At 63.5% G+C, this 12611-nt stretch carries 14 protein-coding genes and 1 tRNA gene; 9 read left to right on the top strand and 6 right to left on the bottom strand.

Annotated elements, in window-relative coordinates; genetic code table 11:
- Positions 1–37: 37 nt before the first annotated feature.
- The gene (radC, locus tag ACR65T_RS16065) at positions 38–763 is read right to left on the bottom strand and encodes a RadC family protein (RefSeq protein WP_434497434.1); all 726 of its coding nucleotides are present in this window, start codon (positions 761–763) and stop codon (positions 38–40) included.
- Positions 760–1596: a type I methionyl aminopeptidase gene (gene map / locus ACR65T_RS16060; RefSeq protein WP_434497433.1), complete on the bottom strand. Its 837-nt coding sequence runs from the start codon at positions 1594–1596 to the stop codon at positions 760–762. Before map ends, radC begins: the two co-directional genes overlap by 4 nt.
- 213 nt (positions 1597–1809) lie before the next feature.
- On the opposite strand from map, the gene ACR65T_RS16055 reads away from it, so the two are divergent.
- The 6 genes from ACR65T_RS16055 to ACR65T_RS16030 all read left to right on the top strand — a co-directional run bounded on the left by ACR65T_RS16055 (position 1810) and on the right by ACR65T_RS16030 (position 6003).
- Positions 1810–2898, top strand: coding sequence for an OpgC family protein (locus ACR65T_RS16055; protein WP_434497432.1), 1089 nt, complete (start codon positions 1810–1812; stop codon positions 2896–2898).
- Between the two features lie 58 nt (positions 2899–2956).
- Positions 2957–3718 (top strand): competence/damage-inducible protein A, encoded by a 762-nt coding sequence (locus ACR65T_RS16050; RefSeq protein ID WP_434497431.1) that lies wholly within the window; start codon positions 2957–2959, stop codon positions 3716–3718.
- Between the two features lie 28 nt (positions 3719–3746).
- Positions 3747–4268, top strand: a complete 522-nt coding sequence (gpt, locus tag ACR65T_RS16045; RefSeq protein ID WP_175093272.1) for a xanthine phosphoribosyltransferase — start codon at positions 3747–3749, stop codon at positions 4266–4268.
- A 45-nt stretch (positions 4269–4313) separates the two neighbouring features.
- Positions 4314–4402, top strand: a tRNA-Leu gene (locus ACR65T_RS16040).
- Between the two features lie 181 nt (positions 4403–4583).
- Positions 4584–5510: a hypothetical protein gene (locus tag ACR65T_RS16035; protein WP_434497430.1), complete on the top strand. Its 927-nt coding sequence runs from the start codon at positions 4584–4586 to the stop codon at positions 5508–5510.
- 148 nt (positions 5511–5658) lie between these two features.
- A complete protein-coding gene (locus tag ACR65T_RS16030; RefSeq protein ID WP_434497429.1) occupies positions 5659–6003 on the top strand; it encodes a Rieske (2Fe-2S) protein in 345 nt (114 codons plus the stop codon).
- Between the two features lie 147 nt (positions 6004–6150).
- On the opposite strand, the gene ACR65T_RS16025 is transcribed toward ACR65T_RS16030, so the two are convergent.
- The 3 genes from ACR65T_RS16025 to ACR65T_RS16015 form a co-directional block, all read right to left on the bottom strand.
- On the bottom strand, positions 6151–6792 hold the full coding sequence (locus ACR65T_RS16025; protein WP_434497427.1) for a hypothetical protein: 642 nt from the start codon (positions 6790–6792) through the stop codon (positions 6151–6153).
- Positions 6793–6912: 120 nt separating this feature from the next.
- Positions 6913–7665 (bottom strand): hypothetical protein, encoded by a 753-nt coding sequence (locus tag ACR65T_RS16020; protein ID WP_434497426.1) that lies wholly within the window; start codon positions 7663–7665, stop codon positions 6913–6915.
- A 10-nt stretch (positions 7666–7675) separates the two neighbouring features.
- Entirely contained in the window at positions 7676–8047 is a 372-nt protein-coding gene (locus ACR65T_RS16015) for a Rieske (2Fe-2S) protein (RefSeq protein WP_434497425.1), read from the bottom strand.
- A 162-nt stretch (positions 8048–8209) separates the two neighbouring features.
- Here ACR65T_RS16015 and ACR65T_RS16010 point away from each other — a divergent pair, with 162 nt between their 5' ends.
- From ACR65T_RS16010 to ACR65T_RS16000, 3 genes are read left to right on the top strand one after another with little or no spacing between them, the layout of a single operon-like run.
- Positions 8210–8500 (top strand): helix-turn-helix domain-containing protein, encoded by a 291-nt coding sequence (locus tag ACR65T_RS16010; protein WP_434497424.1) that lies wholly within the window; start codon positions 8210–8212, stop codon positions 8498–8500.
- Between the two features lie 22 nt (positions 8501–8522).
- Complete coding sequence (gene shc, locus ACR65T_RS16005; protein ID WP_434497423.1) at positions 8523–10496, top strand: squalene--hopene cyclase; 1974 nt, start codon at positions 8523–8525, stop codon at positions 10494–10496.
- A 45-nt stretch (positions 10497–10541) separates the two neighbouring features.
- Complete coding sequence (locus ACR65T_RS16000) at positions 10542–11273, top strand: phosphorylase (RefSeq protein ID WP_434497422.1); 732 nt, start codon at positions 10542–10544, stop codon at positions 11271–11273.
- Here the strand turns inward: ACR65T_RS16000 and hpnH are convergent.
- On the bottom strand, positions 11214–12365 hold the full coding sequence (hpnH, locus tag ACR65T_RS15995) for an adenosyl-hopene transferase HpnH (RefSeq protein WP_434497421.1): 1152 nt from the start codon (positions 12363–12365) through the stop codon (positions 11214–11216). The genes ACR65T_RS16000 and hpnH overlap by 60 nt on opposite strands.
- Positions 12366–12611: the final 246 nt, after the last annotated feature.

The raw sequence follows: 12611 nt of genomic DNA, 5'->3' as shown, positions 1-12611 counted from the left end.
GTCGCGTCAAGCCTGACGCCTGTGCACGGACTTCGCGTCAAATGAGCTTCAGCCCTCTGAAGCTGGCATGGCCATGGCGGCCGACGATGAGGTGGTCGTGGACCGTGATGCCGAACGGCTGCGCGATCGCGGCGATGTCCTTTGTCATGCGGATGTCCGCCGCCGACGGCGTCGGATCTCCCGAAGGGTGGTTGTGCGCCAGAATAAGCGCGCTCGCGCCGAGCTCCAGCGCACGCCTGACGATCTCGCGCGGATAGACGGGCGTATGGTCGATGGTGCCGACGCCCTGGACTTCGTCGGCGATCAGCGCGTTGCGCTTGTCGAGGAACAGGATGCGGAACTCCTCCCGCTCGGCGAAAGCCATCGCCGTCCGGCAATAGTCGAGCACCTCCATGAATGAGGAGAGCACAGGACGCTTCTGCAGGGCGCCGCGCGCAAGGCGTTTCGCCGCAGCTTCCACAAGCTTGATTTCGACGATCGCCGCTTCGCTGAGGCCTTCGAGTTCGCGCAGTCTCTCCGGCCGCGCCGCCACCGTCTCGGCGAAGGAGCCGAAGCGCGTGATCAAGGCCTTGGCGAGCGGCTTCACGTCGCGGCGCGCGATCGCGCGAAACAACAGCAGCTCCAGCATTTCGTAATCGGCGAGCGCCGCTTCGCCGGCATCCATGAAGCGATCGCGCAGTCGCTGCCGGTGACCGTGATAGTGGGGCGCGGACTCGCGCAGGCCTGAGCCGTCGCTGGAAGCGGCGTCAGCCGCCTTCTTCATGCGTCGGCGCGCGCGGCAGAGGGATTGTCGAGCCCCGCCGGCGACTTGGTGAAGACTTCCGCGCCCGTTTCGGTGACGCCGATGGAATGTTCAAATTGCGCGGAAAGAGAGCGGTCGCGGGTGACGGCGGTCCAGCCGTCCGACAATATTTTCACCTGCGAACGGCCGAGATTGATCATCGGCTCAATGGTGAAGAACATGCCCGGCCGCAACTCGACGCCCTCGCCCTTGACGCCATAGTGCAAAATATTCGGCTCGTCGTGGAAGACGCGCCCGAGCCCGTGGCCGCAAAAATCGCGCACGACCGAACAGCGCTCGCTTTCGGCATAGTGCTGAATCGCCGCGCCGATGTCGCCGGTCGTCGCGCCAGGCTTGACGGCGGCGACGCCCCGCTCAAGCGCCTCATAGGTCACGTCGATCAGCCGCTGCGCCCGTCGTGGAATTTCGCCGACGGCGAACATACGGCTGGCGTCGCCGTGCCAGCCGTCGAGGATGAACGTCACGTCGATATTGACGATGTCGCCTTCGCGCAAAGGCTTGTTGTCCGGCACGCCATGGCAGACGACATGGTTGATCGAGGTGCAGATCGACTTCCGGTAGCCGCGATAGTCGAGCGGCGCGGGATAGGCGCCATGCGCCATGGCGAAGTCGAAGACCAGATCGTCGAGCGCCTGCGTCGTCACGCCCGGCTGAACGTGTTCAACCAGCATGTCCAGCGCCTCCGCCGTCAGCCGGCCCGCGGCGCGCATGCCCTCGAAATCTTTGGGACCATGCAGCTTGATCTGTCCGCTTTTGCGCGCGGCGGGCGCGAGATGAGATTCGATAAAGGTCATGTAACGTGGCGGCTCGGCTTTCCTGGGCGAAGGGTATGCTCGACAAGGTAATGGTTTGAGGCGGCAACGCAAGGCTGCCGCGGGAGGCCGCCCACGATTCCGCTGGAAAGCGCGCAGCGCGGTCTTGGCGGGACAGCCGCGATTCACTATCAAAGGAAGCATGCGGCTTGCTACCGCGCCACGGGCGCAGGCACAAAAGGGCGTGGAAAGCGGGTGCAGCGAAAGCGAGTCGAGGGGATAGATTTCTGGCGGGGCGCGGCCCTCGCCATCATCCTGGTGAATCACATCCCGGGCAATGTGCTCGGCGCGATCACGCCGCGCAATTTCGGCTTTTCCGATGCAGCCGAAGGCTTTGTTTTTCTTTCGGGCGTTTCGATCGCCCTGGCCTATGGCGAAAAATTCAGGCGCAATGTCTTAGACGCCGCGGCTTCGCTCTACGGCCGCGCCCTGCGCCTTTACGGCGCCCATCTCGGTCTGACCGCGGCGGCGTTGGCGCTTTATGGCGTCGCGAGCTATTTCACGCCCTGGGATTTCATCGGCTCCGAGAACAGCCGCGCCGCGCCTTTCGCCGACCCGGCGCGAGGCGTCGTCGGCATTCTCGCGCTCAGTCACCAAGTCGCTTACTTCAACATATTGCCGCTCTATGTCGTGCTGATCGCGCTTGCGCCGGCGCTCTTCGCATGCGCTTCGCGCGGCGGTTTGCGCATGCTTGCGGCCTCGGCCGCGGTTTATGCCGCCGCGCGCTTGCTGGGGGTCAATGTTCCCACCTGGCCCGAGCCCGGCTACTGGTATTTCAATCCATTCGCTTGGCAATTTATGTTCGCCCTGGGGATCTACTGCGGCGGCGCGCTCAAAACGCGGGGGGTGCCTTATCACGCCATCGCCCATCGAATCGCTTTGGCCTTCACCATCGTTTCGACGCTCGTCGTCTCCAATGCATTCGGCTTGGCACCCGGGCTTGTCGACGCCGCAGGGCGCTATCTCGACTGGGACAAGACGGATCTCGGCGTCGTCCGCATCGTCGATTTCGTCGCCCTCGCTTATGTGCTTCATTTTTCGAAGATCACCGCGGCGCTGAGCCAAACGCGGCTTTTTCCATTTTTCACGCTGCTCGGCCGCAATGGCCTCTCGACCTATTCAAGCGTCAGCCTGCTGAGCGCGCTCGGGCAGATTTTGCAGGAGGCAAGCCTCGCTTCGCCCGCCCTTGACGTCATCTTCATTGTGGCCTGCCTGGGCCTGCTGCGCCGCATCGCCGCCGCCGTCGAGCAATTTACCCTGGTCGCGCCCGCCGCTGCGGAATGAGCGCCAGGGCTGGCGTTCACGGCCGCCATGGTCATAATCAGCGACAGGGAGGCCGGTAATGGCGCAAGAAACGGCGGGCGACAGGCCGGCAAGCGCGGCGGTTCTCGTGATCGGCGATGAAATCTTGTCCGGCCGCACGCAGGACGTGAACACTTGCTATATCGCGAATTATCTGGCGCAGATCGGCGTCGATCTGCGCGAGGCGCGAATCGTGCCCGACGAGACGGAGGCGATCGTCGAGGCGCTGAATGCGCTGCGCGCCCGCTACACCTATGTCTTCACGACCGGCGGCATCGGGCCGACCCATGACGACATCACCGCCGACGCGGTCGCCCGCGCCTTTGACGTCGACATCGGCGAGGATCCGCGCGCTATTGCGCTGCTCAGCGAGCGCTTTTCCGAGGCGGAGCTGAATTCGGCGCGCCGGCGGATGGCGCGCATTCCAAAGGGCGCGGAGCTGATTTTCAACGCCATATCCAAGGCGCCGGGATTCTGGATCGGCAATGTCATCGTCATGGCCGGCGTGCCGATGATCATGCAGAATATGATGGACGTGGTCGGGCCGCGGCTCGCGGCCGGCCCGCCGGTGCTCGTCGAGACAATCGAAGCTTACGGCGTTCCGGAAGGCGCCTACGCCGCGGGACTGGAAGCGATCGCGCGCGGCCATGATGGCGTGAGCGTCGGCTCCTATCCGTCCTTTACGAGCGCCGGATTCAGGAATCAGATTGTGCTGCGCAGTCGCGACGCGGCGCTCTTGGCCCGCGCGACGTCCGCGGCGCGCGCGATGCTCGCGTCGCTGTCGAAGGAAAGCGCGCGCTGACGGCGTGATCGTGGGAGGCTTGAAGCTGATGTACGGGTCCGACAAGATCTTTCCGGTCTCCTGGGACATTTTTCACCGCGACGCGCGCGCGCTCGCCTGGCGTCTCGCTTCTATCGGCGGATTTTCGGCGATTGTGGCGGTGACGCGCGGCGGTCTGGTGCCCGCGGCGATCGTGGCGCGCGAGCTCGGCATAAGGGTCATCGAAACCATCTGCGTCGCCAGCTATCACGAGGAAACGGAGCGGGGCGAGATCCAGGTGCTCAAGCCTCTGACCGACACGATTCTCGCGCGGCCAAGCTCCGAAGTGCTCATCATCGACGATCTCGTCGACACCGGCGCCACGGCGAAAGCCGTGCGGGACACGCTGGCGAATGCGCATTTCGCCACTGTCTACGCCAAGCCGCAGGGCCTGCCGATGGTCGACACTTTCGTCACCGAAGTCTCGCAGGACACCTGGATCTTCTTCCCCTGGGACACGGGCCTGTCGTTTCAGGCGCCGATCGGCGCGCCGGACGCCAAGCCCGAGGGCCGGCGACGACGGCGCATATAATCCGCTTGGCGGCGTCGGGTCAGCGCCCCTATAAACGAGCGCTCCGCGGGCGTGGCGAAACTGGTAGACGCAACGGACTTAAAATCCGTAGGGCCGCAAGGCCTGTGCCGGTTCGATTCCGGCCGCCCGCACCACGCAAGCGTCTTTCCTGTCTAGCGCCATCGCTGAGATTAGCATTCCACATCTCTGCAGGGGATCTGCCTAGACAAGCGCTACCGAGAGCCATTAGCTTAAGCTCGACAGAACCGCCGTTTATCGTCGGCGCTCCGTTTCGGCGCTTTCGAGTTTTTAATTTCAAAGACGTAGGACGATGAAATGAGAAACGATACATCCTCATTTTCACGATCGCTGTTTCAACTCGCTGCGATCATGGGCGCGCTGATTTGCTTCACCCGGTTCGGCCACGCGCAGAATGTCAGCGCTCAGGTGAATTTCATCAACAATGTCGGGCAGCAAATAATCGTCGGAGCCTATGGCCCGACAGGATCGAATCTGCTCCCGGGAGTTTCCTTTTCCGGCGGATGCACCTCTGACTCGAATAACAACTTGATCGTTCCTCAAGGCGCGACCTGCACTGGCTCGGTGAGCTGGCCTTCGGCGCAAAACAAGGTCTGCGCTAACACCCAGTCGATGACAGGTTGTACGCCTGCCTCTCTGCAACCGATGACGATAATCGAAGTCTCCGGCACGGGTTCCGGGCTCGGATATGACATCAGCGTGATCCCGAGAAATGTGGACGCGAATGGCGTCGCCTGCAACGACCCGCAATGGCTTCCGAACTGCACCTATTATGACTACGGCGTTGTACAGTCCGGCTACAACGTGTCCCAGTTGAATCCTATCCAGGTGGACCCTGCCAACCAGCAGAATAAAACTTCATCGCCGGGGTATTGCGCCAGTCAGGGGACCGCAAATTACAATTTCGGCGTTCAAGTCTCCTGCAGCGCTGGCCACGCCACCTTCACCTGCGGAGGGACGCCCTCTTTGGGAACTGCAAACTATCCAAGCGAATGTGGCTACAGCTCGCTCGCGCCGACTCTCCAGAACTGCAAAGGCAATTTGGGGACGAGCTGCTATCAGGCGTTCTTCAGCCCGATGAGCGACGGCGGCAGCAATCCCATGGGAACACAAACTGGCAACGGTCTCTACTACTGCGGCTATCCGTCGGGTACGGTGCAGCCCTACGACCAGTGCGCAAGCCTTAACGATCCGCTCACAATAACCTTCTCTTCGCCGCAGTGAGGCGTAACCGGGCGGCAGCAAGGCCGCGCCGGTTCGACTCCGCCATGCGACCGCTGTCTCGTAGTTGCGCGCCCGGCTTGTCGCCGCACTTTCCCTGGTCTGCAATTTGCTACCGCCTTCAGAAGTTGATCTTCTGAAGGCGGTCACGATGGCGTTCACCGCGATCTGTAACACCTCCGCCGTGAGCGAAGGCGGCATGGGCCTCTTTCACGCCGGCAAAAAGAGCGTGCTTCTGGTCTGGCCGACAGGCGGCGAACTCAGGGCCTATCGCGGGCGCTGTCCGCATGCGGACATGCCGTTGAGCGAGGCGACCTTCAACGGCCAGACCGTCATTTGTCCGCACCACCAATGGGGGTTCGACAGCACAAGCGGCAAATGCGTGACGCATCTCGTCCGCAATGCGCTCCACCCCTATGCGCTTCGCGTCGAGGGTGACGAGATTCAGGTCGATGTCGGAGCGGTAAAGCCGGCGCGCGCGTCGGCGCCAGCGTGAATGCGAACTGCAGTCGCGCGCACAGACTTGCGCTCACGGACTTAACCCGTAGGGCCGCAAGGCCCGTGTCGGTTCGATTTCGACTCGCACGCGGATAGGCGCGCGGCCAGCGAGCGGGCGCACTTTGCGCCCTGCCCGTCGTCGGATTTACGCAGCCTTCTTTTGCAGCTCGGCAATATAGGCCGTCGCCTTTTCAACGAGCGCGGCGATCCGCTTCTGCACGACCGGCAGATTGTCCTTCGCCTTGAGAAGCGCCGACCGCAGCTCGCTGATAGCCTTTGTCGTCAGCGGATGCGTCTTCAGCTTCGTCCACTCGGCGCGCAGATCGAGATTCGCCAGCCAGGCGAGCGTCTTCTCGGTCAGCGGATGCGCCTTCGCCGCCTCGACCTTGGCCTTGAGATCAATCGTCGAAAGATAGGCCAGCGCCGCCTTCGAACTTTCCTCGGCATGCTTGCGCGCGACGGGGAGAAGTTCGACAAATTTCACGGCGCCGCGCTTCGTCTCGCGCAGGGCGATCTCCGTCAGAACATTGGCCTTCAGCAGGGCGTAGAGTCTGGCGTTCAGCTTGCGCAGCTCTCCCTCGAGCCGCAGGATCGTATACTCCTGCTGTCTGAGCTGGTTGACGACGCCCTCATGCAGCGAATTGACGCTCTGCAGCTCCGTCCTGGCGCGTTGCAGCTCGGCGTCCAGCTGATTCACATGATCCCTGATGGCGTCGACCATCGGGAAAGAAAACTTACCGGCCTCGAGATCGGCCAGTGCGCGTTCGCCATCCGTTTTCGTAGCCATGCTCACTCCTCTCGCTCCGTTCGAACGACCATCAGCGGCCGATGGTTAAGACTTCGTTTCGCCCGGCGAAAACATCGGCAGTTTTTACAGTGGCGCATCGTCGCGGCGCGACGGCGCAGCCTACACCCGCCGCGACAGCGAGCGCAGGAATCCCTGCATCTCGTCCGTTAGATCGGTCTCGATCGCGGGCGCCATCTTCAGCAGCATATTGGCGATGAAGGCCTGATCGTTGCGCGTCTCGGCGAGGCATTCCTGCAACTCCGGCACGCTGTCCTCGATATGCGCCATGAAGGCGACGCCCTTTTCCAGCGTTTCCGTCCATTTGGCGCGCGTCCACAACGCCAGCGGATAGACGATCTCGTTCACGAAATTCGATTTGCGCGCCTTTTCGAAGAAGCGCAGGCCGGCGTTCCAGTTTTCGCGCGCGCGCATGGGCGGCGGCGGGATGTCGCCGGCAAGCATTTTCTGCGCGGCCTGCCCGACATGATCTTCAAGGCTCATCGGCGAGGCGATGGGCGAACGGAAACTCCACAGCGCCGTCGAACCTGGATACTCCTGGCCGAGCTGCTCGGTGAGCGCCGCGTCGACCTTTTCAACCGCGGCCTTGTCGCCTTTCAGCGCCGCGGCCATGCAAAAGGCAAAGAGCGCGTCTCCCCCGTAATTCACCGCGGCCGCGCCTTTGATCTGCTGCGGCGTCAGCTGTGGCGTCGCGCCGTCGGCGGGAACCTCGACGTCGCCCGCGCGCAGCGCCGTGATGAAACTCGTGATCTCGAGCCACGGCACATAATTCGCGATGAAGGCGTCGGGATCGACATGCACGATCGCGAGATTGAGCGGTTGCTTTCGTTTTTGCAGTTCCGCCATATCGGTCATAGAGCGCCTTTCATTCTTCGGCGAGCAGCACGCCGGTGAGGCAGACGTCGCCCTCGTCGACGACGAGTTTGATCGGCGTCAGCCGTTGGCCCTGACAGGGGCCGATGAAGCAGTGGCCGGTGTCGATGTCGAACTGCGCATGATGCCTGCCGCATTCGAGGAAATTGCCTTCCTCGTCCATGAAGTGGCCGGGATTGACGTCGAGCCGCTCGCCTTCATGCGGGCAGGCGTTTTCGAAACCATAGAAATTGTTGCCCTTGCGCGTGATCAGGATCGGATAGGGGGCGGCGTCGCCGCCCTCCTCGGCGCGCATCAGGACGAATCCCGTCGCCTCGGAGTCCTCGATCTCCTCTGTCCGACAAATCACATAGAGTTCGTCCATCGGCTCACCTTTCGGACAAAGTCGCGCGCCACGCCGGCGCCAGGCGCCCTTGCCCTGCCCTGTAGCAATCGATGAGCCAGACGCGACTTGACCATATAGGCAATTCACTATAACCCATGCGCATGGGCGTGAACCGGGCGTCCAATACATCCCCCAGCCGAGATGACCGAAGACTTGCTCGCGCCCAAGGCGCCACCCGACGACCACCTCCTCAAGGCGCAGCTCGTTCGCAAGATCGAAGCGCTGCTCAAGGAGCGCGGGTTGAAACAGGTGCAAGCCGCGCAACTCTTCGGCGTCAAGCAGCCGGACGTGTCGAAGCTGCTGCACGGCGATTTCCGGCAGTTCTCGCTGGAACGGCTCATGCGATTTCTCGTCGCCCTGGGGCAGGACGTCGAGATCGTCGTGAAGCCGCATCATGAATCGGCGAAGTCCGCGACGCTCAGCATCGCGTGACCGCAAATCAAAAAGGATTGCAATGAACGCCGCCGCGCGTATCGACGCTAATTTCACCGCCGTTTCCAGCGAGGCGCTGGAGACCAGCATTCAGAACGCCAAGCGCGCGCTGCTGTCGCTCGGCAAAGGCGATGGCCATTTCTGCTTCGAACTCGAAGCCGACACCAGCCTCTCGGCTGAATATGTGCTGATGCGCCATTTCCGCGCCGAGCCGGTCGACGCGGAACTCGAGCGCAAGATCGCGGTTTATCTGCGCCGCTGTCAGGGCGATCACGGCGGTTGGCCGCTCTTTCAGAGCGGACCTTTCCACATCAGCACCAGCGTCAAGGCGTATTTTGCGCTCAAGATGATCGGCGAGGACATCGACGCGCCGCATATGGCGCGCGCGCGCGCGGCGATCCTCGCCTATGGCGGCGCCGCCAAGAGCAATGTGTTCACGCGTTCGCTGCTGGCGCTATACGGCGAGATTCCGTGGCGCGGCGTGCCGGTCATGCCGGTCGAAATCATGCTGCTGCCGAAGTGGTTTCCGTTCCATCTCGACAAGATTTCCTATTGGGGCCGCACCGTTCTCGTGCCGCTGCTGGTGCTGATGACGAAAAAGCCGCGCGCGAAGAACCCCAGGAACATTCACATCGCCGAACTCTTCACGACGCCGCCGGAAGAGGTGAAGGTGTGGCCCAAGGGCGAACACCAGACCTGGCCCTGGGCGAATATTTTCGGGCAGATCGACAAGCTTCTGCGTTTGATTGAGCCGCACATGCCCAACGGCCCGCGCGAGCGCTCGATCGAACTGGCCATGGAATGGACGACCGAGCGTCTCAATGGCGTCGACGGACTGGGCGGCATCTTTCCGTCCATGGTCAACAGCCTGCTGATGTATGACGTGCTCGGCGCGCCGGACGCCGACGAGCGCAAGAAACAGGCGCGCGAGGCGATCGAGCGGCTGCTCGTCGTGACCGATATGGAAGTCTATTGCCAGCCCTGCGTCTCGCCGGTGTGGGACACCTGTCTGACGGCGCACACCCTTCTTGAGACGGGCGACGAAGACGCGCGCGAACAGGCGCGCCAGGCCTGCGAATGGCTCGCGCCCTTGCAGGTGCTCGACGTCAAAGGCGACTGGGCGGCGCAGCGGCCCGACGTTCGGCCCGGCGGCTGGGCCTTCCAATACGCCAATGCTTATTATCCGGACGTCGACGACACGGCCGTCGTCGTGACGGCGATGGATCGCCTCACCGCGAATGACGCCTCCCGTCCCTATGACGAACGCATCGCCCGCGCCAAGGAATGGATCATCGGCATGCAGTCGAAGAACGGCGGCTGGGGCGCCTTTGACGCCGACAACACATGCCATTATCTGAATCACATCCCCTTCGCCGATCACGGCGCGCTGCTCGATCCGCCGACGGCGGACGTCTCCGCGCGCTGCGTGTCCATGCTGGCGCAGCTCGGCGATACGATCGACTCGAGCGAATGTCTCAAGCGCGGCGTCGACTATCTGCTCAAGGAACAGGAAAAGGACGGCAGCTGGTTCGGCCGCTGGGGCGCGAATTACATCTACGGGACCTGGTCGACGCTGTGCGCGCTCAACGCCGTCGGCCTGCCGCACGAGCATGACGCTTACCGTCGCGCCGTCGGCTGGCTCGTCGCGATCCAGAACGAGGATGGCGGCTGGGGCGAAGACCTCGTGAGCTACAAGCTCGATTATAAGGGCTATGAAAAATCGCCCTCGACAGCTTCGCAAACCGCCTGGGCGCTGCTCGCGCTGATGGCGGCGGGCGACGTCGATCATCCGGCGGTCGCGCGCGGGATCGCCTATCTGCAATCGACGCAGAACGACGCCGGCCTATGGAATGAGGCGCGTTTCACCGCGACGGGTTTTCCGCGCGTCTTCTATCTGCGCTATCATGGCTATGGAAAATTTTTCCCGCTCTGGGCGCTCGCGCGCTATCGCAATTTGAGGCGCGCCAACAGCAAGCGCGTGCAGGCCGGGCTCTAGAAGCATCTTCCCGATAAAGCGATACGGCCCTTGGCCGGAGGAGCAATGGCGCGCACTGCTGGCCGCAGAAAAACCGCCGAACTGAGCGCCCTCGCGCCGATTCTCGTCATCGTCGGCATGAAGCGCGAGGCCGCCTGCGCCGCCGGCGAAGGCGTCACGACGCTGTGCAGCGGCGCGAATGTCGGGCGCCTGCGGCAAGCGCTCGATGCGCTCGGCGGAACCGATTTTTCCGCCGTCGTCAGCTTTGGACTGGCTGGCGGACTGGATTACGCGCTGGCGCCCGGCCATGTCGTCGTGGCCGACGCCATCGTCGGGGGCGACGCGCGGCGCGACACCCATTCGCGGCTCTCGTCAGTGCTGATGAAAGGCGCGGCCGCCGCCGGCTGCAAGGTTACGCCGGGGGCCATCATCGGCGTCGACCAGCCGGCGATGAACCCGGGCGCCAAGGCGGCGCTGCGCGAAGGCGCCCAAGCGGTGGCGGTCGACATGGAATCGCATCTTGCCGAAGAATTCGCGCGGCGGCGCGACATTCCTTTCGTCGCGCTGCGCGCGATCAGCGATCCGGCGGCGCGCGCGCTGCCGCCACTCGTCGCCAAAGCGCTGACGCCTGAAGGCGACATCCGCGCCTTCGGCGTCGCCCGCGAGCTGATCCGCGGGCCGCATCAACTTGGCGGCATGATTCGGGCAGGCCTCGACTCCCGCGCCGCCTTCGTCTCGCTAAGCCGCTGTGGGCCGTTGCTCGGCCCGTTGCTGCGCCTCGTGCTCGCGGATCTCTGAGAGCTTGGCGATGTTTTCGTCATAGACATATTCGGCCGGGCGCTGATTCTCGAGCGAAACGTCAGGCGCCATCGGCCCCTCGGTGCGCACCCCAAAGAGCGCGACGGCGGCGGCTCGCCAGGGCCGACGGACCGAATCGGCGACGGCGGTCGCCTCAAAACCCGAGTGCACCATGCAGTCGGCGCATTTCTCGTAATTGCCGACGCCGTAAGCGTCCCAGTCTGTCTCCTCCATCAGCTGCTTGAACGTCGGCACATAGCCTTCGCCGAGCAGATAGCAGGGTCGCTGCCAGCCAAACACCGTGCGCAGCGGCATCCCCCAGGGGGTGCAGCGATAGCTCACATTGCCGGCCAAAAAATTCATGAACAGCGTCGACTGGGTCAGGTCCCAAGCCTTCCCGCCCCGGCCGCGACGCAGAATGGCGCGGAACAGTTCCTTGGTGCGCGTGCGGTTGAGGAAGTGAGTCTGATCCGGCGCCCGCTCATAAGCGTAACCCGGCGAAAGCGTCATCCCGTCGACGCCGAGCGCCGTTGTCGCGTCGAGGAATTTCGCGACGCGCTCGGGATCGGCGTCGGAAAAGAAGGTGCTGTTGGTGGTGACGCGGAAGCCCTTGGACTTGGCGAGTTTGATCGCCTCGACGGCGCGCTCATAGACCCCGTCCTGGCAGACCGCGCGGTCGTGCATCTCCTTGTCGCCATCGAGATGGATCGACCAGGTGAAATAGGGGCTCGGCTTGAAGAGGTCGATCTTCTTGGCGAGCAGCAGAGCATTGGTGCAGACGATCGCGAATTTACGCCGCGCGACGACGCCTTCGACGATCTGAGGGAGCTCCTTGTGCAGCAGCGGCTCGCCGCCGGCGACCACCACCACCGGCGCGCCACATTCGTCCACCGAGCGCAGCGCGTCCTCGACCGATAGCCGCTTGTTGAGGATATGATCGGGATAGTCGATCTTGCCGCAGCCGGCGCAGGCCAGATTGCAGCGGAACAGCGGCTCCATCATGAGCACGAGCGGATAGCGCCGCACGCCCGTGAGGTGCTGCTTGAGCAGATAGACGCCGATCTTGGCGATATAGCGGAACGGAATGGCCACGGCTGACCCCTTGGAGACTTGACGGGTTCAAGGCCCATCAGCGCGAGTCGCGGCCGAACGGCCCAGCCGCAGACAGTAATCTCGCCGTCTAGCACGAATCGTTCAGGAAGGGGAAGCGGGGCGCCGCGCCGCACCCGCCCCCAAGGTCCGATGCGCGGCGCGCATCCGCCGGGAGCGCCGCCGACGCGCTGCGCCGCAGCGGCGGTCCGCCCTTGCGCCGGGGCGCAAATCCGTCTCAATTCGCCG

The organism is Methylocystis sp. (assembly GCF_051061285.1).
In the GTDB taxonomy this organism is placed as follows: domain Bacteria; phylum Pseudomonadota; class Alphaproteobacteria; order Rhizobiales; family Beijerinckiaceae; genus Methylocystis.
Note: the sequence above shows the minus strand (reverse complement) of the source record. Positions and strands in the feature narration are given on the sequence as shown.

Bases quoted from the DNA above. Each gene is read 5' to 3' on its own strand.
- ACR65T_RS16000 (WP_434497422.1), top strand. From the start codon at position 10,542: ATGGCGCGCACTGCTGGCCGCAGAAAAACCGCCGAACTGAGCGCCCTC.
- map (WP_434497433.1), bottom strand. From the start codon at position 1,596: ATGACCTTTATCGAATCTCATCTCGCGCCCGCCGCGCGCAAAAGCGGA.
- ACR65T_RS16015 (WP_434497425.1), bottom strand. From the start codon at position 8,047: ATGGACGAACTCTATGTGATTTGTCGGACAGAGGAGATCGAGGACTCC.
- ACR65T_RS16050 (WP_434497431.1), top strand. From the start codon at position 2,957: ATGGCGCAAGAAACGGCGGGCGACAGGCCGGCAAGCGCGGCGGTTCTC.
- ACR65T_RS16030 (WP_434497429.1), top strand. From the start codon at position 5,659: ATGGCGTTCACCGCGATCTGTAACACCTCCGCCGTGAGCGAAGGCGGC.
- shc (WP_434497423.1), top strand. From the start codon at position 8,523: ATGAACGCCGCCGCGCGTATCGACGCTAATTTCACCGCCGTTTCCAGC.
- gpt (WP_175093272.1), top strand. From the start codon at position 3,747: ATGTACGGGTCCGACAAGATCTTTCCGGTCTCCTGGGACATTTTTCAC.
- ACR65T_RS16025 (WP_434497427.1), bottom strand. From the start codon at position 6,792: ATGGCTACGAAAACGGATGGCGAACGCGCACTGGCCGATCTCGAGGCC.
- ACR65T_RS16035 (WP_434497430.1), top strand. From the start codon at position 4,584: ATGAGAAACGATACATCCTCATTTTCACGATCGCTGTTTCAACTCGCT.
- radC (WP_434497434.1), bottom strand. From the start codon at position 763: ATGAAGAAGGCGGCTGACGCCGCTTCCAGCGACGGCTCAGGCCTGCGC.
- ACR65T_RS16010 (WP_434497424.1), top strand. From the start codon at position 8,210: ATGACCGAAGACTTGCTCGCGCCCAAGGCGCCACCCGACGACCACCTC.
- ACR65T_RS16020 (WP_434497426.1), bottom strand. From the start codon at position 7,665: ATGACCGATATGGCGGAACTGCAAAAACGAAAGCAACCGCTCAATCTC.